The 25121-nt window shown below is 58.9% G+C and carries 15 protein-coding genes and 1 pseudogene; 7 read left to right on the top strand and 9 right to left on the bottom strand.

Annotated elements, in window-relative coordinates; translation table 11 throughout:
* Nucleotides 1-114: 114 nt before the first annotated feature.
* From M0746_RS03285 to M0746_RS03260, 6 genes and pseudogenes are all read left to right on the top strand, one after another.
* The gene (locus M0746_RS03285; RefSeq protein ID WP_258448192.1) at nucleotides 115-840 is read left to right on the top strand and encodes an RDD family protein; all 726 of its coding nucleotides are present in this window, start codon (nucleotides 115-117) and stop codon (nucleotides 838-840) included.
* Nucleotides 837-1814: a stage II sporulation protein M gene (locus tag M0746_RS03280; RefSeq protein ID WP_258448191.1), complete on the top strand. Its 978-nt coding sequence runs from the start codon at nucleotides 837-839 to the stop codon at nucleotides 1812-1814. The genes M0746_RS03285 and M0746_RS03280 overlap by 4 nt, the downstream gene beginning before the upstream one ends.
* Nucleotides 1801-3348 carry a DUF4129 domain-containing protein gene (locus M0746_RS03275; RefSeq protein WP_258448190.1) on the top strand — a complete coding sequence of 516 codons (1548 nt, stop codon included), beginning with the start codon at nucleotides 1801-1803 and terminating at the stop codon, nucleotides 3346-3348. The genes M0746_RS03280 and M0746_RS03275 overlap by 14 nt, the downstream gene beginning before the upstream one ends.
* Nucleotides 3345-4507 (top strand): annotated as a pseudogene (locus M0746_RS03270) (DUF4350 domain-containing protein). The gene M0746_RS03275 and the pseudogene M0746_RS03270 overlap by 4 nt, the downstream one beginning before the upstream one ends.
* A complete protein-coding gene (locus tag M0746_RS03265) occupies nucleotides 4504-5505 on the top strand; it encodes an AAA family ATPase (RefSeq protein WP_258448189.1) in 1002 nt (333 codons plus the stop codon). Before M0746_RS03270 ends, M0746_RS03265 begins: the two are co-directional and overlap by 4 nt.
* Nucleotides 5502-6830, top strand: coding sequence for a DUF58 domain-containing protein (locus tag M0746_RS03260; RefSeq protein ID WP_258448188.1), 1329 nt, complete (start codon nucleotides 5502-5504; stop codon nucleotides 6828-6830). Before M0746_RS03265 ends, M0746_RS03260 begins: the two co-directional genes overlap by 4 nt.
* Before the next feature lie 16 nt (nucleotides 6831-6846).
* Here the strand turns inward: M0746_RS03260 and M0746_RS03255 are convergent, their stop codons facing one another.
* The 9 genes from M0746_RS03255 to M0746_RS03225 all read right to left on the bottom strand — a co-directional run bounded on the left by M0746_RS03255 (nucleotide 6847) and on the right by M0746_RS03225 (nucleotide 23450).
* Complete coding sequence (locus M0746_RS03255) at nucleotides 6847-7977, bottom strand: hypothetical protein (RefSeq protein WP_258448187.1); 1131 nt, start codon at nucleotides 7975-7977, stop codon at nucleotides 6847-6849.
* A complete protein-coding gene (locus M0746_RS03250; protein WP_258448186.1) occupies nucleotides 7974-10907 on the bottom strand; it encodes an Ig-like domain-containing protein in 2934 nt (977 codons plus the stop codon). Before M0746_RS03250 ends, M0746_RS03255 begins: the two co-directional genes overlap by 4 nt.
* Complete coding sequence (locus M0746_RS29125) at nucleotides 10900-11463, bottom strand: Tc toxin subunit A-related protein (RefSeq protein WP_342454954.1); 564 nt, start codon at nucleotides 11461-11463, stop codon at nucleotides 10900-10902. The genes M0746_RS03250 and M0746_RS29125 overlap by 8 nt, the downstream gene beginning before the upstream one ends.
* Complete coding sequence (locus tag M0746_RS29120; protein WP_342454979.1) at nucleotides 11441-13507, bottom strand: Tc toxin subunit A-related protein; 2067 nt, start codon at nucleotides 13505-13507, stop codon at nucleotides 11441-11443. Before M0746_RS29120 ends, M0746_RS29125 begins: the two co-directional genes overlap by 23 nt.
* A gap of 197 nt (nucleotides 13508-13704) precedes the next feature.
* Nucleotides 13705-15003, bottom strand: a complete 1299-nt coding sequence (locus tag M0746_RS29115; protein WP_342454978.1) for a neuraminidase-like domain-containing protein — start codon at nucleotides 15001-15003, stop codon at nucleotides 13705-13707.
* Nucleotides 15003-18638: a Tc toxin subunit A gene (locus M0746_RS03240; RefSeq protein ID WP_258448185.1), complete on the bottom strand. Its 3636-nt coding sequence runs from the start codon at nucleotides 18636-18638 to the stop codon at nucleotides 15003-15005. Before M0746_RS03240 ends, M0746_RS29115 begins: the two co-directional genes overlap by 1 nt.
* Before the next feature lie 382 nt (nucleotides 18639-19020).
* Nucleotides 19021-22197, bottom strand: coding sequence for a hypothetical protein (locus M0746_RS03235; protein ID WP_258448184.1), 3177 nt, complete (start codon nucleotides 22195-22197; stop codon nucleotides 19021-19023).
* Between the two features lie 280 nt (nucleotides 22198-22477).
* Complete coding sequence (locus M0746_RS03230; protein ID WP_258448183.1) at nucleotides 22478-22837, bottom strand: PilZ domain-containing protein; 360 nt, start codon at nucleotides 22835-22837, stop codon at nucleotides 22478-22480.
* A gap of 226 nt (nucleotides 22838-23063) precedes the next feature.
* A complete protein-coding gene (locus tag M0746_RS03225) occupies nucleotides 23064-23450 on the bottom strand; it encodes a tetratricopeptide repeat protein (RefSeq protein WP_208939991.1) in 387 nt (128 codons plus the stop codon).
* Nucleotides 23451-23622: 172 nt separating this feature from the next.
* Between M0746_RS03225 and pyk the strand changes: the two genes are divergently transcribed.
* A complete protein-coding gene (gene pyk, locus M0746_RS03220) occupies nucleotides 23623-25074 on the top strand; it encodes a pyruvate kinase (RefSeq protein WP_090285716.1) in 1452 nt (483 codons plus the stop codon).
* Nucleotides 25075-25121: the final 47 nt, after the last annotated feature.

The following is a 25121-nucleotide window of genomic DNA, read 5'->3' as shown; positions in this document are numbered from 1 at the left end:
ATTTTCAACCGGCGGCGTTTACATGCAGTGCAATACATAGTTATGTCGTTTTCCCCGAGAGGCTGCTAGCATCGACTCACTCGCATCCCGAACCGGCGAAACATCAGGTAGCCCATGCTCGAGCCCACAGCACCGCCAAGGAAAGCACCGCTGGCCCCACCGCTGGATACGCGGCATCAGGTCGAAACGCCGGAAGGCATCGACCTGCCCTTGCGCCCTGCCGGGTTGATGGTACGCGCGCTGGCCTTCACCATTGATCTGGCCCTGCGCGGGGTGATCATGGGCGTGTTGTTCATCGCATTGGCGTTTCTCGGCAAGCTCGGCATGGGCCTCGGTTCGCTGCTGCTGTTTGCGATCAGTTGGTGGTACATGGTGCTGTTCGAGGTGCTGCGCCAGGGCCGCTCTCCCGGCAAACAATGGATGGGTTTGCGCGTGGTGCACGACGACGGCACACCGGTGGGCTGGTCGGCCTCGCTGTTGCGCAATCTGCTGCGCTTTGTCGATCTGCTGCCGTTCGGTTATTTCCTCGGCACCTTGAGCTGCCTGCATCACCCGACGTTCAAACGCCTCGGCGATATCGCCGCCGGCACGCTGGTGGTCTACAGCGAACGCCCGCTGACCCGGCCGCAACTGCCTGAGGCCGAACCACGGCGCGCGCCGATCCCGCTGACTCTCAAGGAACAACGCGCGGTGCTGGCCTTTGCCGAACGCCAGAGCGAGCTATCGCCAGCGCGGGCCAATGAACTCGCGGCGCTGCTGGCCCAGCCACTGCATGTTTCTGCGCCCAAAGCCGTCGCTGAGCTTAACGGCATCGCCCGCGGCCTGTTGGGCCCGACATGAAGCAAAGCATTTTTGAGAGCCGCCACAAGGCCGAGTGGGAGCGTTTCGCCTTGGCGCTCGAACGTCTTGAGCATGGCAAGGACACCACGCAAGTCGCCGGTTTTCCCAAGGCCTACCGCAGGCTTTGCCAGCATCTGGCACTAGCGCAAGAGCGCGGTTACAGCAGTTTCCTGATCGACTCGTTGCAGCAGCAAGTGCTGCGCGGGCATCAACAGCTCTACCGTCATCGCAGCCACCTCGGCGCCAACCTGCTGAGCTTTGTCCTGGCGGACTTCCCGCGACTGGTGCGTGCCGAATGGCGGTTCGTACTCGCCGCCGGCCTGCTGTTTTTCGGCAGTCTGATCGGCGTCGCTGTGCTGGTGTATGGATTTCCCGACCTCATCTACAGCCTGATCCCCGCCGATCAGGTGCGTGAGATGCAAGGCATGTACGATCCGGTCGCAGGCCACCTCGGCCGCCCCGTCGAACGCGCGGCCAGCGAAGACTGGGTGATGTTCGGTTATTACGTGATGCACAACATCGGCATTGCCTTTCAGACCTTCGCCAGCGGCTTGTTGCTGGGCGTCGGCAGCGCGTTCTTTCTGTTCTATAACGGCATGGTCATCGGCGCGGTAGCCGGGCACCTCAGCGACATCGGTTACGGCCAGACCTTCTGGTCGTTCGTCATCGCCCACGGTGCCTTCGAACTCACCGCCATCGCGCTCGCGGGTGCGGCGGGCCTGCAACTCGGCTGGGCGTTGATCGCCCCGGGACGCCTGACTCGCGGCGAAGCGTTGCGACGTGCGGCGCGCAAAAGCGTGTTGCTGGTGTGCGGGGTGATGCTGTTCCTGTTGATCGCGGCGTTCATCGAAGCGTACTGGTCGTCGAAAACCAGCGTCCCGCCGCTGACCAAATATCTGGTCGGGGCCGGCCTGTGGCTATTGGTTGCGGTCTACCTGTTGTTTGCCGGAAGGACACGCCATGCGCCTGAGTGACGCCACCGTGGAAATTCGCCCGCGCACGACCTGGGAAGCCATGGACCTGGGCGTGCTCATGAGCCAGCAGCATCGGCGTCTGCTGATGACCAGTTGGGCGATCATCACGTTGCCGCTGTTCGCCCTGCTCAGCCTGCTCCTGTGGGATTCGCCGTCGCTGGCGGTGTTCATCTTCTGGTGGCTGAAACCCGCCTATGAAAGGCTGCCGTTGTACATCCTTTCCAAGGCGTTGTTCGGCGAAACGCCGACGCTGCGCCAGGCCTTGGGTGAATGGCCGCGGCTGCTCAAACCGCAACTGCTGGCCAGCCTGACCTGGCGTCGACTGAGCATGAGCCGCAGCTTTCTGCTACCGGTGCTGCAGCTCGAAGGCCTTGATGGCAACGCTCGCCAGCAGCGTTTGCAAGTGCTACTGCAACGCAACGCCGGCGCCGCGCAATGGCTGACCATCATCGGCATGCACCTGGAAACCGCGCTGTGGATCGGTCTGATGGTGCTGTTCTATCTGTTGCTGCCACAGCAGATCGAAACCGATTGGGACTGGCAGTCACTGATCCTGGCAGCGGATCATCAATGGCGCTGGCTGGAACACCTGACCAATGCCTTCTATGCGCTGGTGCTGGTGGTGTGGGGGCCGGTGTATGTTGCGTGCGGCTTCAGCCTGTACCTGAATCGACGCACGCAACTGGAGGCGTGGGATATCGAACTGGTGTTCCGCCGTCTGCGCCAGCGGCTGAACCATTCGGTGTTGGGGCTGCTGCTGGCGGTGTGTCTGGTGTTGCCGAACGTTCCAGTCGTCTGGGCCGCTGCGCCCGATGACAGTCCGCAGGCGCCACGCCTGTTGAATCAGCCGCTGACCAGTCAGGCCTCGCAAGAAAGCATCAAGGCATTACTCGAACAACCACCGTTCAAGAACAAAGAGTCCGTTACCCGCTATCGCTTCGGCGAAGACCCGGCGGCAGCAGCCAAAGGCCCGGAACCCGGCGACGCGCCGCAGTGGCTGAAAACCCTGCTGGGCTGGCTCGACGGGCAGCATCTCAATGGCTTGGCGAAAATCATTGAGGTGCTGTTGTGGGCCGCGGTCATTGCGGTGATCGGCTGGCTGATCTGGCGCTACCGCGACTTCGTACAAGCCTTCGTCAGCCGCCGCCCGAAGCTGCCGGCCAAATCCAGACGCGAGTTGCCGCAGCAGGCCTTCGGTCTGGATTTGAACCGCGACAGCCTGCCTGACGACATCGCCGCCAGCGCTGAACAACTCTGGCAAAGCCAACCGCGCGCCGCGTTGAGCCTGCTCTATCGCGGCTTGCTCAGTCACCTGCTGCACGACTTTGACCTGCAACTGAAACCCGCCGACACCGAACATCAGGTACTGGCGCGAGTCGAGCAATTGCAGCATCCGCAACTGCTCGCCTTCAGCCGCAGCCTGACCACTCACTGGCAGAACATGGCCTACGGACACCGCGTGCCGGCCGCGTCTGCGCGGCAGGAATTGTGCGATGGCTGGCGCGTTCTGTTCGGCAAGGAGACGGCCCGTTGAGTCGCCGCACATTGGCGTGGGTCTGCGCATTGTTGGTTGCTTTGCTCGGCGCGTTGGGCGTTTTCCTGTACGTCAAAGCCACGCCGTATCAGGAACAGATCGATCACGGCCCTTCGCCCGCCGCCCAAGCCAATCCTTATCTGGCGGCCGAATTTTTTTGCGTCAACGCGGCCTACGTGTCAGCCATGGCGAAAGTCTCGCGGTGCTTCCGGGCATCGACCCGCATCAACATACGCTACTGTTGTTCAACGACCGCTCGCGGATGACACCTCGTCAGGTCGACCAGGTGTTGAACTGGACCCGCGCCGGTGGGCGCCTGGTGTTCGTTGCCGAATCGCTGTGGGACGAGCAGAGCAAACAGAGCAACGACCTGCTGCTTGATCGAGTGCAACTGCATCAGTCGCTGAGCAAGGATCTGAAAGACGTCCCCGCAGACGCAGAACCCGAGCCTTTTCCAAAGCTGACCAAACTCTATCTTGAAGACGAAGACGCACCGGCGTACGCCGGCTTCGATACTGACTTCCACCTCGACGATCCGAAAAATCTCGCGCAGGCCTGGGCCAACAGCGCCAAGGCGACGCACATGATGCAACTGCCCCACGGTCTCGGCTCGATTACCGTGGTGACCGACGCCGAGCTGTGGAAAACCGATGCCATCGCCAAGTACGACAACGCCTGGCTGCTCTGGTATCTGAGCGCCGACACCGACGTCACGCTGATCTACAACAGCGAACACGATGGCTTGCTGACCTTGCTCTGGCGCTACTTCCCGCAGGCGATTGTTGCCCTGCTCGCCTTGGTGGGCCTGTGCCTGTGGCATGTCGGCATGCGCCACGGCCCGCTTCAGGCGCCCACGCCGAGCGGGCGTCGACAGTTGCAGGAGCATTTGCGCGCCAGTGCCGTTTTCCTTTTGCGCCACAACGGCCAGCACGTCCTGTTGCAAGCCTTGCAACAGGACGTGCTGCGCCGGGCGCGCCGCCGCCATCCCGGCTTTGACCAATTGAACGTTGCCGAACAATGGCTGGCGTTGTCGCGCCTGACCCGGCAACCCACCCGCGCCATCAGCCAGGCCCTGAGCCCGGTGTCGAACCGGCGGCTGTCCAGCGCTGACTTCTGCCGCCAGGTCGCCCACCTGCAAACCTTGAGGAACACGCTATGACTGAACAGATCGAGCCCGGCAGCGCCAGCCACGCCGCGCAGCAACGCCAGCGTGCCAGCCAGTTGGCGCAAGCGCTGCGCGGCGAATTGCGCAAAGCGCTGATCGGTCAGCATCAAGTAATTGACGATGTGCTGACCGCACTGATCGCCGGCGGCCATGTGTTGCTCGAAGGCGTGCCAGGGCTGGGCAAAACCCTGCTGGTGCGCGCCCTCGCCCGCTGCTTCGGCGGCGAATTCGCGCGCATCCAGTTCACCCCCGACCTGATGCCCAGCGACGTTACCGGCCATGCCGTGTACGACCTGCAAACCGAGCAGTTCAAGCTGCGCAAAGGCCCGCTGTTCACTAACCTGTTGCTGGCCGACGAAATCAACCGCGCCCCGGCGAAAACCCAGGCGGCGTTGCTCGAAGCGATGCAGGAGCGTCAGGTCACGCTCGAAGGTCGCGCCCTGCCGATCGCACAACCGTTCATGGTGCTGGCCACGCAAAACCCGATCGAGCAGGAAGGCACCTATCCCCTGCCGGAAGCCGAACTCGATCGCTTTATGCTCAAGGTGCGCATGGACTATCCCGACGCCGATCAGGAACTGGACATGGTGCGTCAGGTCAGCCGCTCGACCCGCGCCGACATGCTCGATGTGCAACCGCTGCGCACGGTGTTGCAGGCCAAGGATGTGCAAGCCTTGCAGCGCATCGCCAGTGATTTGCCGCTCGACGATCAGGTCCTCGATTACGCCGTGCGCCTGGCGCGCAGCACGCGCACCTGGCCGGGACTGACCCTCGGTGCCGGGCCGCGCGCGTCGATTGCCCTGGTACGCTGCGCCCGGGCTCGCGCCTTGTTGCGTGGTGGCGAGTTCGTGATTCCCGACGACATCAAGGGTTGTGCGCTGGCGGTGCTGCGCCATCGTGTGCGCCTTGCGCCGGAGCTGGACATCGAAGGTCTGCAGGTCGATCAGGTGCTGACGCAGTTGCTCGATCAAGTACCGGCGCCGCGCCTGTGAAACCCTCAAGGCTTCTGCTGGGCTGGGTGGCGACGCTGCTGGTCATCGGCATCGTACTGGGGACCTTGCAGGCTTTGGAAGTCACCATCCCGACCAGCCTGAAAGCCATCAACTGGGGCTTGCTGCTGGCGCTGCTGGCCCTGGCCGTGCTGGATGCGCTGCGCTTGCAGCGAATGCCGCCCGTGCGGGTCAGCCGGCAGATGCCGGGCAGCCTCTCGCTCGGGCGCTGGGCCGAAGTACCGCTGACGATTGAGCACGACTTCAATGCACCGCTGAACATCGACCTTTTCGACCATGTCCCGGATGGCCTGAGCTTCGAACATTTGCCGCTGACGATTGAGCTGCAACCCGGCCAGTTCAGCCAGATCAGCTACCGCTTGCGTCCGTTGAACCGCGGTCATTTCACGTTTGAACACTGCGAAATCAATCTGCCGAGCCCATTGGGCTTATGGACCGGCAAGCGCTTGCTCAAGGTCGACAATCAGACACGCGTCTACCCCGACTTCGCCCGGCTCCACGGCGGTGAACTACTGGCCGTGGACAACTGGCTCAGCCAGCTCGGCGTACGCCAGCGGCAACGTCGCGGTCAGGGTCTGGAATTTCACCAGTTGCGCGAATTCCGCGAAGGCGACAGCCTGCGCCAGATCGACTGGAAAGCCACCGCCCGCCAACGCGCACCGATCGCCCGCGAATATCAGGATGAGCGCGATCAGCAGATCATTTTCCTGCTCGACTGCGGCCGGCGCATGCGCAGCCAGGATGGTGAGCTGGCGCATTTCGACCATGCACTCAACGCCTGTCTGCTGCTCAGTTACGTGGCTCTGCGCCAGGGTGATGCGGTGGGGTTGAGCACGTTTGCCGGTGATCAGCGCTTTGTGGCACCGGGCAAAGGCAGCGGGCAATTGAATGTAGTGCTCAATGCGGTTTATGACCTGCAGAGCACACAGCGTCCGGCCGATTATCAGGCCGCCGTGAATCAACTGCTGTCCCGTCAACAGCGCAGGGCGCTGGTGGTGCTGGTGACCAATCTGCGCGATGAGGATGACGACGAACTGCTGGGTGCGATCAAGCGTCTGAGCGCTCAGCATCGGGTACTGATCGCAAGCGTGCGTGAAGAGGCGCTGGATACACTGCGCACTGCACCGGTACAGTCATTGCCCCAGGCCCTGGCTTACTGTGGGGCGGTGAGTTATCTCAATGAACGCGCAGAACTCCATGAGCGGTTGAGCGCTCATGGAGTTGCGGTGGTGGATGTTCGGCCTGGAGACTTGGGCGCAGCGCTGGTGACACAGTACCTTCAACTGAAGAAAGCAGGTTTGCTTTAGCGCAGCCCTGGCTTTTTCATGGCCTCTCGACGACCGTAAACCGAACCTGTCCGCTATCGAAAACATGACCTTCCGGATCACGAATCTGAGCCTCTATCGTCATGGGGCCCGCGGCATTGGCGCGGAAGTTTTCATGCGTCTCCCCACGTACATTCGTCAGGGTCCGCAAGGGTTGCTCAATGCCATTCTTCAACCAGACGACCTCCATCCCTTCAACCGGCTGGCTGCTCATGGAAGAAGTCACGCTGGCGTAAACGAGCGTGAGCTCATCGACCTCAATGACGTCACCTCCCGGCACGTTAAGTGACTTGAAGACAGGCGCGTCCACATTGATCAGAAGTGATTTCCATTCCCAGCCGGCAATACCTCCTTTGACGATCGCCTCCAACAAACCCTGCCTGATAAACGGAAGTTCAAATTCCAGCGTCGCGATACCCTGCGAATTCGTCTTGCTCGGCGCAATCGAAACACTTTCAAATTGCCACTCCACCCATACTTCCGGCAAAGGTTGACCTGTAATTGCGGACAGCACGACGGCCTGGACGCCAATGACCTGATAGGGTCGACCCGGCGGATCAATGCTTTCGAGCGTCTGTAGTGCCCTGGGCTCGCTGAGAAAAAACGGTAGCGAGATCGACTCTGAAAACGATTCATCCCCCACCGCCACCAACAGTTGCCTGGCGCCAGGCGTTTTGGGAACAAAACGGTTGCGTGCCACACCGTAATAGTCGGTAACCGAGGTCACTTCCCCAAGATCCGCACTGCGCCAAACCACAGCAATGCCCTCCATCGGCCTGCCATTGATTGAAGAGACGACCGTGATTTGCTCAGACAGAGTCTCGCCCCACAGCAACGATCGTTCGGCTCTCGAACGCTCGGAAATCTTCACCGCATGCGCCCCCGTACCTACCGACATCGCATTGGCCGGGGACAATCTGGCGAGCCGCTCGGAAGCCAGGCATAACTCAAAACTGCCGTCCGTCAGATCGCCCACGCTGAAATCGTAATAAAAGCCTGCTTCGCTGAAAACTGCCGGGACGCCCAGTGCCGGCGGATTAAAGCGCAAATCAAACGCCGCCGGGCCAGTACCGCGCATACCCAGCGTCATGTTCTGATTGAACAATGGGCTGTTCTGCGCCGCCTTCACGTCGATCCGATGAATGCCCTTGCGACGTGGAAAAAGGTTTGCTCACCCCAGAGTTGAGGTGCGCCGTTATCGAATTTGATCGTCACCCCGGCCCACGGATCACCGTCCAACGCACTGACTGCCAGCAAACGTGATTGGGTATAACCGTCGTAAGGACTGGTGATGGATACATCAACGGTCTGATCTCCCGCCTCGGTGGGCTCGAAGGGAAAGCCGGACCAGCCATCGGCATCGGTTTCGAACACCTTCGGCTCGTCGTCGACGCTCCATTGCACAGGGAAGCGTTCCACGGCTGCGCCAGTGAAAGGCGAGCGCACCTTGACCCACATCCATGCCGGCTCCTGCCCCACTACCGGCGTCACCGCAGATTCACGCAGGGCTACGATTTCGACTTTGTTGTGGCCCAGATGCATGGGGTTATAGGTGGTTTGGCCGCCATGATGGATGATGAATGCGAGCCGGAACTCTCCGGATGCCGGGCTGCCGGTGCAGTCAAGCGTCCAGGTGAAACCGCTATCGTCGATGACATTTGAACTTTTCGGACGAGGGAGCAGATCAATGCCCAACTCTGCAGCGGTGCTTCCGCCCCACAGCAGATCCATGGCGATCCCGACCAACGGGCTCAACGCATGGGTCCTGAAGATATAACGGTGTGTCGCCCCAAGGCATGGATATAAAGTCTGTCCCTTGGTGGCGCTCATCTGATCCATGACCACCGTGAACTCGTCGTGAATATCAGGTGACATCAGGCGTCCATACAACTCCCGGTCTTCGAAGGCCTCGTTGATCAAACGTAATTCGAACATGCTGCTGAGGCTGGTCGCAAACCCGGAGCTCAGCGTCCAGCTCAGGCCCTCTGTTGCGTCAAGAATCTTCGGTACATCCAGATCACTTATGTTCAATCCGATGTTGCGGTCGATACCACGCCAACTGAGCATTATGGGTTTGCCAACAAGCGTACTGTCTTTCAGCGCCGTGACCTTCAGAACATGAGTACCACCGCGTTTACAGACAAGCCCACTGTCAGGATAAATGTCTGCGCCATCCAGCGTGATGCTGACCTGGGTTTTCCATGAACTTCGCTCGATCACCGTTACCGTGAACGAGTGCTCGATCGGCGTGTCCTCGTCATGTGCCCGGATCCTGGCAGTGATGGTATGAGCCCCGGCTTGTTGAGGCTTGAACAATACGCTGGCCCAGCCGCCGCTGCCTGTTCGCGTCGAAACGACGCCGTTGGGTGTGTCCCAGTCCACCAACGCATCAATCACCGGATCACCGTCGGCGCTGTCAAACGCGTCAGCGCGATGCACAACCTGCAAACGCACCAGCGCGCTTTCGAAGTCGTCGATCACCGGTGACTTGTCGGCTTCGCGGACCTCACCGACCCTGACTTTATTGCGCGCCAACAACATTTTTTTCGGGGACGATGGCAGGAGCAGTTTCGAGCATCTGAGTTCCAGTTCGAACTGGCCGTCGGAAACATCGTCGCAAGCTAGCGCCCAGCTTAGATCGCCGTTGTTGACGGGCACAGGCTGTGCCAGCTCAGGGCTGACCGCGACACCGATCCTGTCGGGCTCGTCGCCACGCCAGTGCAGTGAAAACAGGGCTTCATGAAGAGGGCTGTCTGACGGCAACATGACTTGCATGACGTGAGTCGACCCACGGTTCGGGTAGCCGTTGTCGGTCCAGTTCCGCTCTTCACTGTTTTCCATGTACTTGAGCGTCGGCCACGGATCCGCGGCCAGCACCGTGATGTCGAACGCTTGCGTCACACTACCCGAGGCGTAGTAGGGACTTTCAACCGTTGCCTGAACAACGAAGGTTCCTGCCTGTGTCGCCCGATAATCCCAGTGCACTCGCCCTTGCTCATCGGCGATGGTTTCCCCAAGATCTCCCTGGCCGATGACGGACCATTTGACGGCCCGGCCTGCCACCGGAAAGCCCGTGTAATACGAAGAAACCTGTCCTCCCAAACGAACGCTTTGATCAACCAAAGGGTAATAGTCCGGTTCAAGAAGATCGCGAAATATCAGCCGGTGATGCCCCAGCGAAACATTGATCGAGCAGTCTGGCGCTGCGTAGCGATTGCGCAATACCAGTTGAAACGCGTAGTCGTCTCCTTCAAGCCACGGACACCCCAGATACCACATTGATGCCAAAGGCTGATTGGCCGCCCACTGCGGCTTCGCGACAATCGCACCCGAGAGATCGTCAACGATGTTCAGCGCTGCTTCCGTGCCCTGCCAAGGGCTACCGTCCACCGGCAAGAAAGTCAGTTGGTGGGACATGAACATCGGGTCAGCGGTGTCCGCAGCATCGTTCGCTCCCAGACACAGATACAACGTCCGGTTGGGGTCCAGCGTCTCGCTGTCCAGGGTCATTGCGCGCAGTTCCAGCGCCGGCAGATGCAGTTGCAGATCAATACAGGTAATACACACCCCGGCGCTATAGTCCCCAGCCGCGTTGGCCGGGCTGAAAATACTGACGACGAGGGTATCCCCGGCACTCAAGGGCAGATCAAGGACCTCGTCGTAGCGGATCGGCCTGAACGCCAGTGGCTGCCCCCTCTTGAGCCGTGCCTGGTCTTGCCAATTGCGCAGTGAGCCGGGGTGCAACTGGATTTCTTGCTTGACGTCCGGTTGCCCCTCGATACTGACAACCAGCCTGCCCGCCTCGGTATGTCGCATCTCGCAGTAGAAACCGAGCCTGTAGGTAATCCCGGCGCCCGGGCTCTTGGGAACTATCAGCGCCTGACTGACCGAAGACTGATTGCCCGCTTTCAGAAAGCGTATCTGCTTTTCACCCCAGGCCTCGCTTGCCGTAGCCAGCCAGCTCGGATTGATCGGGCCTTTTTTCCAGTGGCTGAACGCCTGCTCGAAACTGCCATTTTGCACCAGGCTTTCACCGGTCTGCGTAACGGGCTCACTCATGATGGTCTGCTCCAGCGCTGGATCGCTTCCGCTGCCCGGTCAACGCCCGGGTCACCAGATCTTCAACGGCTCGCTTGAATGTCGGTTCTCCCGCCTTGGCGGTGTACCGAACCCGCACATTGATGTCCGTCACCGAAGCGAGCACGTCAGCGTGCGGTTCTGTTGTGGGCCACGGAAAATTCAGCAGCCAGCGTGAAACCGCGCCGGTACATTCAAAAGGATTGAGCAAACCCTCATCGGGCCTCATCGCCGTCATACCGTTATCGCCAACCCCGGTCGACACCACTATCTGCTGACCGCTGCGCAGATTGATCTGCAGGTCGGACGGAGCGGTCAGGTCCGCTGGATCGTGCAGGTAGCTCACCGATGTGGTCGTTGCCTTCGTCGCCGTCATGCTGCTGACTTGCAACAACGTCGCGCAGACGTTCTGGAACGGCCCGACCAACGCCGGCAGGTCGACTTCGACTGAACTGATTTGCCGGCAGTAGTGCCCCGGATGATCGCGATCAAACAGTAACTGGGAGAGATCGAACTCAAGCGACCCGCGATTGCGCAACTCTTGCAGCGCGAGCGCCCAACTGTCGATACCCGGTTGCGGATCGTTTTGTCGTCGAACAATTGCCGCAGGGAAACGTTTTTTCCAGCTCCAGCCGTCGCTCATGACGTTGCAGGTACTCGCGTTCCATGCGAAGCAGATAGCCACGCAGATGCTCGCCAGCCGTCAGACCATGGCGATTGTCCAGCCAGACCTGGGGCAACGGGATCTGTGAGTCGTAATCGCCAGTTTCGGCGCTTAGCGATGCCTGGGCACTGAGGCACAGGCTGACCACCGCGTCGTAGGCCTGATAATGCAACGTCTTGAGCTGGCCCAGCAGCCAGTTGAACAGCTCGGCATTGGTAGCCTTCTTTTTCAGAAAATTGTAAACGGTCAATGCCTGATCATTCGCGCGAAGGGTCTGCTGCAGGCTGGTCTGGGCGGCTTGCACCGCGTGGCCCTGAGCAGCGATTTGCGCCTCGATGGCAGCGACTTCCGCCAATGCCTGATCGCGCTGCAATCGCCATTCTTCGCGGCGCCGACGATAGCCTTCGGTGGTTGCCTTTCTGTCCGCATCCGCACTCAGCACCGACGAGGCGATGTCCAGGCCATAGCACACGGCATCGGCGATTTTATCGATGCGATGCCCGCCGTTGGCCAAGCCATAAATATTGGGGATGGCGGCAACCGCCGCGCCTGCGGTCTTGATGCTCATCGAGGTCAACGCGACTATTTTTGCATCGCGCAGGCTTTCCATAACCTCGTACTCGACTGCGGAAACATTCTCTTCATAACGTTGTGCATACGCCTGCGCACGCTCTTGCGCTACGGCCCGGCTTTGTTCCAGCGCGTTCTGGTTCGCTTGCAATTGATCGATGGTTTGCTCCTGCACGGTCCGGGCGTAAGCGCCCAGCTCCACCAAGTGATTTTGTTGTATCTCCTCTTGCTCGGCCCGGTCTCGCTGCTCAAGAAAACGCAGCAGCTGACTACCGTATTCCTGCAGAGTCTGCACGGCTCGCAAAGCCGCCTCGTACGACACGCGCCAGCGAAACGCACCGACCACCAGCCGACCGCCCATGGGCCTGGGTCCACCCGTCCCTGCTGCCAGATCGCGCAATAACTGGTTGGGATCCGTCGGTGGGCTGAAAAACGGGATATTCAGCGGCTTGCCGTCGATGGTGAGATTGTTGCGCAAGTTGTACAGGCGCTGACCGGGCAGATCGTAGAGCGCGAGCAATTGCTCATTGATCGGTTGCTTGAAGGGCTCGATTGCCAGCAACCCAAACAATGGCGGTGCTTCGGCGGTGGCAGGAAAATCTGCCAGGCTGAAGTCAAGATCACGTTCGAACTGCTCCAGCGCTGGCCGTGTCAGGCTCTTGGTCAAAAGATCGCCGACCGTGGTTGCTTCCCAGCGGTTCACCGTACGCACGGAAGGTGGCTTGCCCATCAGAAACTGCGCCTGGACAAAAGCCAATTTGGCAGTGACCAGACTGTCGCGGCTGAGTTGGCGGTAATCCCTGTCGCCCCATTCAATCAGGCCTTTGACATACTCGGTGAAAATCAGAATCTGCATATGTCGCGGCGCCGAATAGCCGATGGCGTACGGATCGGTCGGTGCCTCGATTTCACAGCCGAGGTTACCGGTGCCAGTCAGCGGCCGGCAGCGCCAGTATCTGGGTTTCGGGTTCAGGGCTGGAGGTTGATCAGGGTCTGCAGGCGCCTGGGGGTCGAACAGGTAATGCAACCAGTTTTGTGCCTGCTGGAAACGGTGCTCACGCCTGTATCGTGCGGAAATATAGTGCGGCAAATGAAAAAACAGTTCCCAGAAGAACAAACCGTTAGCACCGTCAAATGCCCCGTTCGGCTCGTCGATGCTTGCCGATTGCGGCGGCGGCTCCGGCAGAAACTGCGTATCCCAGTGCAGTACGCTATCAATGGAAAAACTGGCACGCTGCACCAGTTGCGGACCGAAAAGCGAATTCAAACGCGTGTATTTGAGCGTCAGTCCCTCTTGATTCAAAGAGAGAAACTGAGCGGCATCCGTAGAGTTTTTAAGCAGTGTCACAGGGGCGAAGCCTGTGACATTGGAAACCGTTACCGCGAATTCCTTGGCTGTATTGGCACCAGCCTCGAAGGAAAAGGTCGCCCTCGGCCAGGCACCTGCATTGCGTCTGAGCTGCAGCCAGTCGGTACTCCAGCCACCGGCAATCGGAAGATCATGCTCGATCGGCGCAGGATCACCCGTGGCTGGATTCAAGACTTTCAAAACAACGGCGACTGTCCCCCGGTCAAGCCCGTAGGCCTGCAATAGCCCTGAACCAGCAGCACATCCTCATCGTCAACGCGAAACGCCAAGGCCTGCAGGTCCAGATGCTTCGTCAGTTCGCCAATTCCCTCTGAGCTGGTCTCAACGCTGGGCTGATTGCGTAGCTGATGCTGAACGGTATCGATTGTGGTGAAGCGTTTTGCCGCTGCATGCTCCAGCCAACTGCCATCGTCCCAGTCCAAAGGGCGAAACAGCACATCGCGCACCGCCGTTACCTGAAAAGGGGCCGAGGCATCCTTGTCATTGATCAACATGACACCCAGCTTGCCCTTGTCGTTGTAACGATCGGCCCATACCGTCGCGATCAGCCGGGTTCCTTCGGAGTGATCATCCACCTGTTCCGAGGTGTGAAGGTTCTGCGGTGCCGACCACTGCCCGTTCTGAGACATGGACGCCGAATGGATGAATAACTTGTGTGGCAAGGTATGGTCTACGCCATCAACCTTCGTCGTCACCTTGTCCTGCCATTCGGCCCAGACCAGATACAACCTCGCGTTCCACAGCACCGGGCGGATGTCGAGAATTTTCACGCCAGCGGGAATCGTCACCGGCTGCCACTCACTCCACGCCGCTGGATTGATTATTCGGCAACTGGGCGAGATTTCCACCTCAGCCTTGCGCCAGAAATACTGAAATGGAGGCACCCGCTGGCGACCAACAAAGTAATAATCGGCACGCGCGGGTGAGGCGATGTCGGTATCACTGCCAATCAAGTCCATGTAGCTGCTGATGACTTCCAGATCGCAAGTCTTCTCGAACGTTTCCAGATAGCTGTTCACCGCAACCTGAACGGAATGGCTGCTCAACGCGGTCTGCTCAATGTCGCTTTCAAGCTTCTTGAACAGGCTGGTCTTGCGTTGCCGCACGTAGGGACTCATGTAATTTTCCGGATACACCGCGATCATTTGCAGTGCCGCCCAATCCGGGTAGTTGCTATAAAGCTCCCAGGTGAGCAGGTCGCGCTTGTCGAACTCGATCTTTTCGTAGCCGCGTTCCAGCTTGCGATAGGCTGCATGAATGAATTCCTGCGTGCAGCTTGTCGCTTCAGCGACAGGGGAATTGGGCACTGAGGACGTGACCAGAGGATCCATGCGCAGCAATTCGGACAAGTCTTCCGGGGTTCTTACGAAACTGTAATCGCCACTTGCGCCGGATTTTCTGATGTGAGCAATGCAGTATTCAACCAGAGCGTCCCGACGCTTTTCGAGCAAGGCTGCCAATATGTCCAGTGCCATTATGCTTGCTCCTTCGTATCGAAAGTGATGGGTTCGAAATCAGCGGACGACTCGTCGTCCTCCGGACTGACCTTGATCCGAAACGTTCCGCCGGTAGGGCTTGAAATGAACACGCGTGTCAGCCCTTCGTCATTGGTAAAAGCCTGGGCCGGGCGGATCGATACTGATGGCGGGCCAGCGCCGTCCTCGAAAGTCTCGCCACTCCACGTTACTGGGGCGTGTTTTGCGCGGTTGCCAAATTTGTCCAGCATCGTCGCGTAGAGTTCGATCTCCTCGCCGAATGCCACGGTCCCCAGTGGCACCCGTGCCATGAGCGGCGCAGGGAATTGCAGGTTTTGCGTGTCGAAGCCGACCTTGATGGCAGGGGCGTACGCTGCTTCGAGCAGGTCCAGCCAGAACTGTGGCGTCTCTGTGCCGGTGACGCTGCCGGGAATGAATTGCGCAAGCGCCACGCCATCAGTGCCCGTTGCCTGGGTCGCAATGCTGCCGAGGGTGGCACGCCAGTAAACGTTGACACCGCTCAATGGGTTTCCCTCACTGTCTGCAAGCGTAACGGTGAAGGTGATTTTCTCTCCCGGCTTATTCGCGATGACCTCGGTTTTATCCGCTACGCAGGTCATGGTGACGATCTGGCGCAGATCCTCGGAGACGATGGTCTTGAGGGCACTCGATTCGGACACGCTCAACAAGGCCCGCTCGGCGGCATCCTTGTAGCGGGTTTTGTCTACGATCTCTGGCAAGGTGCCAATCAGGAAGATCGTCAAGGCATCCATCCCCGTGTGCGACGCCAATACGCGAATGCGCATGAGCTGGTCCAGTTGGGGCAGGGTTTTCAGAATGCCCTTTTCCGGTTCTATACGGCCCATGCACTCGCGCACTTCCTGCACGCTCCAGTCAAAAAACTCCGCGAGCCTGATGGACGCCGCTTGTTGCGCCAAACGCAGCGCGTGCCCGGTGAGCGGGGAAGGCAGCGCGTTGACCTCGCGCAGGTAATCAAGCAGCCGTTGCGCTGGCAGCTCACTCAGTTCGAAGGCTCGCGCCAACGACGTCAGGTAATAGAGCGTTCGCACCGTGAAGGCATGCTTGTCGTCCTGGGCGAGCCAGGCCTGATGTCCGTAATCGAGGTAATCACGCAAGGATTCGACACCGAGGTCCAGTTGTGCAACCACGGCACTGCGACGACGTATATCGGCTAACAACAACATGAGCGGGTCGGAGGATTCAGCGCGTCTGTTGCCAAGCTCTTCGAATGACGAGAGCGGGCGATCAAGTACCAGACGCAACAATCGCGGCACACTCGCATTGGCCCAGCGCAGGACTTGCAAAGCCTGCTCGTCGCTGACACGCGTATAAACCTCAAGACACTCCTTGGCCACCAGCACCTGCGCGTCACGGGCCTGCAAAAGCACGATCAGCATGCTTTCGACGATGTCGGCGCGTTGCTCTTTCTCGGTATGGCCGAGGCCATCTTTCACCGCGTCATCGAGCACAGTTCGGGCAAAGGTCAGGTAATCGGCTTCCGTGCCCGCAAAGGCGAGGAGCAGACCATCGGCATCGGAAAGTTTCGTCAGCAGGTCCAGCCAGCTGGCACCCGCCAGCGGCGGAACACCGGCCATCAACAGGGCCGAGTTGCTGAAGCGGGCGGCGCCCAACAAATCGCGCACCTGTTCGAAAAACTGCAATTCAGCCTCGCCGGCGGCGAGGGCTCGCGGTTCTGCGATTTGCTGAAGCATCCACAACACCGAAAAATCACGCTCGGCACACCATTGCACGCACGACTGCATGGCGTAGATGAGGTTCAGTACATCGGGGCTGTCATTTTCAGCCGAATCGATTTGCGGGCTGCCTGCCAGACCGTCCAGCCATGCCTGGCCACCGAGCAATGTCAGCATCAGTGCGCCTTCGACCGCAGTGAGGCCCAACAGGCGCGGCAACATCACCATGCGGTAAAAACTGGAGATGATCTGTGGGGTACGCAACAACTTGTTGTCTTCAATGCCATGGGCATTGGCAATCGCCACAGCCAGGTAATGATAAGTCTGCAGATCAATGTTCAACGCGCTGCGCAACTGAGTGACGGTCAGCTCAGACTCGCCTTGAGCGGGCAGTACCGGAAACGGCAGACCATCAAGGACCAGAGGATCACGATAGTTGTCTTGGCTGTTGAAAACCTGATCGAACTGCGACAGCGCCTCGCCACGACCGTAAACTGACAGCTCGTCGATAAACGCGGCGAAATCCTGCGCTGTACATCCGTAACGCTCTCTCAGCGACTGAAACAGACCCAGTGCATGAATAACCTTCTCTGTTATTTGCCACGCGTCAGCTTGTGCACCGCCTCCGCGCACTTCAGCTCGCATGGCTGCCGCCAATAACGCATCCACTTGATCAGCAGGCAAATCCAGCCACTGGTCCAGACGCACCTTGCGGTTCATGCGGTCGAAGCGGTCAAGACCGAGTGAAGTACTGGGATAAGCTGAAATATGATGGAGGACCGAGTTCACGCTTCCTGTGGTCAGCAGATATAACGCAGGGTGGGTATGGGCATTGATATAAACTGAACCGGAGTGGCCGCTTTCCGCCTCCGCCGGCGATTCTGTCGCAAACTTCACATTAGCTGAACGCTGTGGAACAAAGCTGCCGACTGACAAAAGTTTCTCGATTCCCTGTGTGTCGAGTTTGGTGCGTTCGCCAAAGTACTTAACTTGACTGATGTTCTGGAATATCGCGCCGGTGCCAAAATTGCGATTGTAGAAACTAACCCTGTCGTCAATATTCGCAGGCTCCTCCGTCAACAACTCGCGCTGATAAGGCCCTAATCGTGTCGCATGCGCCAAGGCACGTCCTGCATCGTCGTCCCAGGCCTGTGCCTGCAGGAAGTAGGGAAAGGACTTGTCCACCATATGCGCAAAATTACCAACCGATAGCCCATGGTGGCGGGCAACCGCATCGATAGTGTTCCAGTGTTTATAGTAGGGCAGTCCGTTGGGATAACGTGCTTCGATCATTTGCTGCTCGATATCCACTGGCTCATCGGGCGATTCCTGCGTCGCCTCAATGAAAGTTTCGAGAACCCGCACAATAATGTCCACCGAAGACACCGGACGATGCACGGCATTGAAATCGACCAGCAGTTTTTTCAGATCGCTACGCCGATCATGCAGTAACAGTCTTTCGTCGGAGTCCGAAGCCGCTTCAATCCGTTGCTCAGCCCACCTCTGATTTTCGATCAGATAGGCGACCGGGGAGGTTTGAGACTCAATAGCCCCCGGCGGGCAATAAGCGTCAAAGTCGGGATCGAACAACACTTCGAAGGTGGGCCCCGGAACCATCGACAATATGCCGTCTTCAGGGTCTGGTTCCCCTGGTTTCTGACGCCGCGCGCCCTGCTCGATGAATTGGCGCCGTATATAAAAGGCCATACTGTTGGCACGCCGCAGAAACTGCCGGGCATCGTTCCCTTTCAGACCAAACTCGCTTTCCAGGAAACGTGCGCCGCCTTCTACCAGCGGGAAGATCGACCCACCCTGCTCAAGGTAAATACCCAGTTTTCTCAGGGCAGTGTCTTTCAGATATTGTTGGTTACCAAACAACTGATCCAGCAGTTGCAGGGCGGGACGGCGCGAATCAACCATGATCGGATTCCTGGAGGCGATAACGGGCCCGCCCCACCTGACGGCTTTCGTCAGGTGGGGCATTCGGTCAACTGGATTTAGCGCTCTGCGAGCGAGTGCGTCTACTGTCAGATCTGACAGGTTTTATGACCGCTCGTCGGGAGCCGCAACAAGGCCCTCTTGAGCGGGCGCAGGCGCAGGCTCAACTTCAAAGCGCTTGCTGTCGGCCCAATCCGACGTGGTTGCGCCGTCCGCACTGTCGGTCAGCGATTGCCTGAATCGGCACCAGCTCCCACCTTCAGGCAATGCCAACGATTCACCTCGCCACAGCCCGCTGGCCACTGGCAACTGCTTTACCCAGTGCACATCCGGGTTGTACCAGCTCACGACCTTGCCAACCCCGTCACGTCCCCTGGCCAGCGAATTCGACAGGCTGGCTCACCTGTTTTCCCGCTGCAGGCTGGTCGATGACAGGTACAAAGCCCGCCAGTTCGACGTCGCGCAAAGACTTGCTCGAGTAAAACTCCCCGGACGAAGCTACCGCTTCCAGTCGGTACTGCGTGCCGACGAGTGAATGGGCATCAAGCGCTACCGACCAGGTGCGACCTGGCTGAACATGCCCACTGACGGGCATCGAGGACCCGTCTCCCACCAAAGTCACCGTGACGGTATCGCCCGGCTCGCCAAAGCCCGACACAACGACCTTTATGCCAACACACTCGTCGGCAACCGGTGTTTCGATGACAGGCGGTCGCGGAACAACGTCAAAATCAAACGCCACACTATTTTCCGATTCCTGCGGTTTGCCATTTTCGTCCATGACCGTTTGCCGCGCCCAGAGGGTTTTGCGGCCTACTGACAACGACACCTGGCCTTCCCAGTCACCGTTCGCGTCGACCGGAATATTTGAAAGCACGGGCGCAACAAGGTCGTTCAGAAAGATATCGACACGCCCTCCTTTCATTCCCTTGCCTTTGAACTTCGCCGCACGTTCCAGCATGCCACCGCGGGTTGGCTGGGTGATTTCGGGAGGCAGCGATACCACCTGAAACTTGACGTCTGCACTGTACTCCGACGGCCGATCACCCAACGTCTGCCATGCATCGAGGGTGTAATGTCGGTAATCCAGGCCCTGCAGAGCGATCGACCAGCCATCGTCGGCTGACAGCGGTGCTGTCTCACCCAGAAGGCGATCGAACTGTTTGTCACGCAGATACACAATGGCCCCCTTCATACCGTCCGCACCCGTCACTACCAAGTCGCTACCGACTTTCGCGTCTGCCACCGGGTGGCTAATTCGTGGTGGCCGCATGGGCAGCGAGACAGTGAAGGTTCTGGACACAGGGTCAGAAGTTTGCGGATCGACGAATTGCGTCACAGTGACCTTGTGTTCTTTATCCGGCGCAAATGGCGTGGTGCGCTTGAACTGCCAGATGCCGGTGGGACAAGGGAGCTCATGCTCGGCCAATGGTTCGTCGTCATACACGAGGGTTACGACTGCGCCCGGCCAGCAGGTGCCGCTGAACGTCGGCGAAAGTCCGTCGGCTTCCGGCTCGTTCAGGCCAGGCGGGTCGGGCGCGATAGTGACTTTGAGAACCAACCAGTTGGGTGACTGTTGTGTGCCCATGAACTGCTTGATATGGACCTCTCGTTCCCATGATGGTCCCCATACTTCAGAAGCCTGGGTCAACCATTCGCCCTGAACAACCGTTTGTGCAGGAGCCGCCAGTTGCGAGCTGTTGGGATGGCGAACCTCAACGGTTGCGCCATTGGAACCTTTACCACTAAAGGTGGGCTGATAATCGACGGTGTATTTCAGGTCACTGACATCAGGCAACCGTTTGACGACTGTGAGTGGGTAGGGCGGCGACTGAATCCAGCCATTGGCGTTGTCATAGACTTTCTGAATCACCTCTACGTCATATTCGCCGAAGGGCCAGTCGGTCGCGCTGGTCTGCCACTTGCTGTCCGGTTGTACGGTGACATTGGGCGGTGCACTGACAGCTGCGGGGACGGCGAACTGAATTTCCGTTCGAAGTTTTATGTCGTAGTGCCCATTACCCGAGAACACCAGTGTGCCCTCGTCGGTTTGCTCAACGGTGACTGTTGTCAATTGAGCGGGGCGAATCTTGAAGTTTCGAGCAACGCTGCGCGGTGAGGGGCTGCCATTGAGGGTTTGCATCGCCACGAGAGACAACGGCCCTGGAGCAAGCGCTATCAAATCCACACTCCAGGCAGCGCCTGAAGCCACCGTGGAGCCCAGCGCGGGGCGATTCAGAAGGTCCTCGAAAATTTCAACGGTGGCACCCGGCAGCGCCCCCGTCCCGGTAACAGGAAAATTGCTGTTTTGTGTACTGCCCGAGGGCGGCGTGCCGATCACAGGCGCCGGAATGCCGATTTCCAGCGGCAGGGCAGCACTGATAGAGATGGAAAAACCTACGAACTGTTTAACCACCAGTTCAATCCGGCGCAGTGGTAGTCCGGAGACTGCGATGCTCCAGTCACCATTCGCAGCCGTTACGGTCGTCGTACCATAAGTAATTGATGGATTAGATTTCTCAACAACCACCAACTGCGCGCCGGGCTCACCGTGGTGACCTTCCATCAGGAAAGACGCATTCTGGGTAGTCGATGGCGACGGTTTCAAAATCTTCGGCGGTACATAGAATTTAAAGTTGTGACCGTGCCCCTCTTCGGAGAGAACGCCGCGCAATGTCTGATAAGCAACAAGTGTATAACTGCCACTTGCCACAAATTCATGGTTACTCGAAGCAGCCCAAGTTCCATCGGCGGCGACTGCCACGCTTTTGAGTACTTGTGTAAGCGTATTTTTTATATAAACGTCAATGGTCGCACCAAACATACCCTTTCCGCGAATTAACGGACGAGGCGTGATGTGGAGCCCGTCGTCTACCGAATCTATCGCAGGAGCAAGCAAGACGGAAAAATTATGCTCAGCAGACAACACTACGCCGTGGTAGCCATTTTGAGTATTTAAAACAACCGCTTTATAGTCGCCCTGGGTCAACTTATGCGTTTGAAACGAGAAGCCGCCACCTGCCGACACTTCGAACTTATTGCTAAGAAGGGCATGTGTTCCTGATCTAGCCAACTGCACGTGAGACCCGGCTTCCGCCACGCCTGTAATGGTCGGAACGTCCGTTTTATGAACCTTCCGGTCCGCCACAGTGATAATCGGGGTCCGCAGAAAGTAGAACCATTCAGAGTCAAACCACACCCCCCATTGAGCACCTGTTTGCCACCGATAATGAATGGCATTTCTTCCCGCCTTGCGACCACCGAGGCTACTTGGAAAATGAACAGGATCCTTGACCGGAGTGGTTTTTTTAACCTGATAATAATTGTAATTATTTACGTCATAAAAATGTAGCTCATACCCGTCTGCAGATCCGATGGCAGGCCCGATCAGATCACTAGAAATGTCATGTACATGATCGGTTTTGGGTGCTGTAAAAGGTCTTTTTATCGGAGCTGCGGCGTCAGGTTCCATGCTCTGGCTCGCTTCTCCAAAAAGCTCGTCTTCAGCCGGTTGTCTTGCGTCATCCGATTCGTTTTCCATGTCCCACGCCTCGATAAAAGGGCATTCAGGGTTTGCCCCCTCCTGGCAGTGAATCGGCAATTCTGAAGTGGCGCACCTGTCAACTCTGACAGTCCGGACAAACGGTCGCGTTGTAAACCGAAGTGCGACAACGCGACATCAGGCATTGCCCGTGTCATAGCCTGATCGTTCACATCACGCGTTAATGATCGCGCTTTTCGCGGGCAAGCCCGCCCCCAGAACCGGCGTACGCCTTAGAGAGACGAGAGCCCGCTCGCGGGTCATACTTGAGGGATGTGAATCAAACCGAAGCCGGCAACGGCTGAAAACTGAAATACTGCCGCAACGCGCGCACCAACAGGCCAAATTCCGCTGGCGGCTGCAAAAGCATGAACCCGGCGTCGTAATGCAGCGGCGTGGCGTCTTCATGGCACCACACGCAACAGGCGCTGAAGTCGATGATTTGCTGGCAGCCATCGCTGTCGGGAATTTTCAGGCGTAGTTGAAAGTCGACGCCGACCATCATCGGCAACTGACTGATGAGCATCAGCCCGTCGTCGGAGACGTTGCCGAGGAAGCCGATCGGTTTGTCGGTGACGGTGTTGAACACTCTGAGGAAGTACGGCAGCTGATGCCGTTCGATCCGGCGGTCGGTAAACATGCGCAGTTCGCCATGCAAGGCTCCGCCACGGAGCCACGCCTTTGCTTCGGAACGCGCCCGCAGGCAGGCACGCTCTCCCCGCTTCCGGTGTGCCGGTCGCTATCTCGCCGACACCTTACCGCTGACCAGTTGCAGGTGTTGCTCCGGCGCTGAGTGATGACTCTGTCCGGGTCATTGGACTATAGCTCAGCCTGTACACACGGCCAGATTTTGTATGAGCCTGTGATCAGAAACGCGTCGGGCGAACCACGGCTGCGGCGCTGCGGGTCGGGTAGTGGCCCAGGCTCTGCAAGGTTTCCAGACGCGCGCGGGCGCGGTAGGCGTACTCGCTGTTCGGGTACGAGGCGATGATGAACTGATAGGTCTGCACCGCGTCGATGTAGAGCTTCTGCCGTTCCAGGCATTGGCCGCGCATCATTGACACTTCCGGCCACACGTACGGGCGGGCGCGGCTGGCGCGTTCGACCTTGGACAGCTCAAGCATGACCTGCTCGCAATTGCCTCGCTCATAGGCGCTGTAGGCGTTGTTCAAATGATGGTTCATCGACCAACGGGTGCAGCCCGTAACGGCGAGGACGCTGAGGGCAAGGGCGGCAATGGGCAACAATCGCATGGGGGTTCTCCTGTCTTGTGCTCTGTATCGACCCCTGGTCGGAAATCTTCAGGCGCGTTTGTCCCGAAGTTGCTGCGTTCAATAAAGAAAACGTTAAGTAGTGCAAACGAACAATGACTACACCCTTCGAGCATAGTAGCCTTCGCTAGCGCTTGAACTCAGGAGTCTTTGCATGTCCGTCCGTCGTACCAAAATCGTCGCTACCCTTGGCCCGGCCAGTAACTCGCCGGAAGTTCTCGAACAGCTGATTCTGGCTGGTCTGGACGTTGCCCGTCTGAACTTCTCCCACGGCACCCCCGACGAGCACAAGGCTCGCGCGAAACTGGTGCGTGACCTCGCTGCCAAGCACGGCCGCTTCGTCGCCCTGCTCGGTGACCTGCAAGGCCCGAAAATCCGTATCGCCAAATTCGCCAACAAGAAGATCGAGCTGAAGATCGGTGACAAGTTCACCTTCTCCACCAGCCATCCGTTGACCGAAGGCAACCAGCAAGTGGTCGGCATCGACTACCCGGATCTGGTCAAGGACTGCGGCGTGGGCGACGAGCTGCTGCTCGACGACGGCCGCGTGGTGATGCGCGTTGATACCCAGACTGACGACGCATTGCATTGCACCGTGACCATTGGCGGCCCGCTGTCCGATCACAAAGGCATCAACCGTCGCGGTGGCGGCCTGACTGCCCCGGCCCTGACTGAAAAAGACAAGGCCGACATCAAGCTCGCTGCAGAAATGGAAGTCGACTACCTCGCCGTGTCCTTCCCGCGTGACGCCGCCGACATGGAATACGCCCGTCAACTGCGCGACGAAGCCGGCGGCACTGCCTGGCTGGTAGCGAAGATCGAACGTGCAGAAGCCGTAGCGGACGACGAAACCCTCGACGGTCTGATCAAGGCTTCCGACGCGGTGATGGTTGCCCGTGGTGACCTCGGTGTGGAAATCGGCGACGCCGAGCTGGTAGGCATTCAGAAGAAGATCATTCTGCACGCACGCCGCCACAACAAGGCGGTGATCGTCGCGACCCAGATGATGGAGTCGATGATCCAGAACCCGATGCCGACCCGCGCCGAAGTCTCCGACGTGGCCAACGCCGTGCTCGACTACACCGACGCCGTGATGTTGTCCGCAGAATCCGCCGCTGGCTTGTACCCGCTGGAAGCCGTGCAGGCCATGGCGCGCATCTGCGTCGGCGCCGAGAAGCACCCGACCGGCAAGACCTCCAGCCACCGCATCGGCAAGGAATTCACTCGCTGCGACGAAAGCATTGCACTGGCGACCATGTACACCGCCAACCACTTCCCGGGCGTCAAAGCGATCATCGCCCTGACCGAAAGTGGCTTCACCCCGCTGATCATGTCGCGTATCCGCTCCTCGGTGCCGATCTACGCCTTCACCCCGCACCGCGAAGCCCAGGCACGCGCAGCGATGTTCCGCGGCGTCTACACCATCCCGTTCGACCCGGCCTCGCTGGAACCGCACGAAGTCAGCCAGAAAGCCATCGACGAACTGACCAAGCGCGGCGTCGTGGAAAAAGGCGACTGGGTCATCCTGACCAAGGGCGACAGCTACCACACCACTGGCGGTACCAACGGCATGAAGATCCTGCATGTCGGTGATCCGCAGGTCTGAGTGACCGGCAGTTGAAAAGCGAAAGCCCCGCCATGTGAATGGCGGGG

The organism is Pseudomonas sp. S11P7 (assembly GCF_023195435.1).
GTDB lineage: Bacteria > Pseudomonadota > Gammaproteobacteria > Pseudomonadales > Pseudomonadaceae > Aquipseudomonas > Aquipseudomonas fluorescens_G.
The sequence above is the reverse complement of the archived record's forward strand: the minus strand, read 5'-3'. Positions and strand labels throughout refer to the sequence as shown.

Coding starts and splice junctions, on each gene's coding strand:
- M0746_RS03285 (WP_258448192.1), top strand. CDS start 115: ATGCTCGAGCCCACAGCACCGCCAAGGAAAGCACCGCTGGCCCCACCG.
- M0746_RS03280 (WP_258448191.1), top strand. CDS start 837: ATGAAGCAAAGCATTTTTGAGAGCCGCCACAAGGCCGAGTGGGAGCGT.
- M0746_RS03275 (WP_258448190.1), top strand. CDS start 1,801: ATGCGCCTGAGTGACGCCACCGTGGAAATTCGCCCGCGCACGACCTGG.
- M0746_RS03265 (WP_258448189.1), top strand. CDS start 4,504: ATGACTGAACAGATCGAGCCCGGCAGCGCCAGCCACGCCGCGCAGCAA.
- M0746_RS03250 (WP_258448186.1), bottom strand. CDS start 10,907: ATGAGTGAGCCCGTTACGCAGACCGGTGAAAGCCTGGTGCAAAATGGC.
- M0746_RS29115 (WP_342454978.1), bottom strand. CDS start 15,003: ATGGCACTGGACATATTGGCAGCCTTGCTCGAAAAGCGTCGGGACGCT.
- M0746_RS03240 (WP_258448185.1), bottom strand. CDS start 18,638: ATGGTTGATTCGCGCCGTCCCGCCCTGCAACTGCTGGATCAGTTGTTT.
- M0746_RS03235 (WP_258448184.1), bottom strand. CDS start 22,197: ATGGAAAACGAATCGGATGACGCAAGACAACCGGCTGAAGACGAGCTT.
- M0746_RS03230 (WP_258448183.1), bottom strand. CDS start 22,837: ATGTTTACCGACCGCCGGATCGAACGGCATCAGCTGCCGTACTTCCTC.
- M0746_RS03225 (WP_208939991.1), bottom strand. CDS start 23,450: ATGCGATTGTTGCCCATTGCCGCCCTTGCCCTCAGCGTCCTCGCCGTT.
- pyk (WP_090285716.1), top strand. CDS start 23,623: ATGTCCGTCCGTCGTACCAAAATCGTCGCTACCCTTGGCCCGGCCAGT.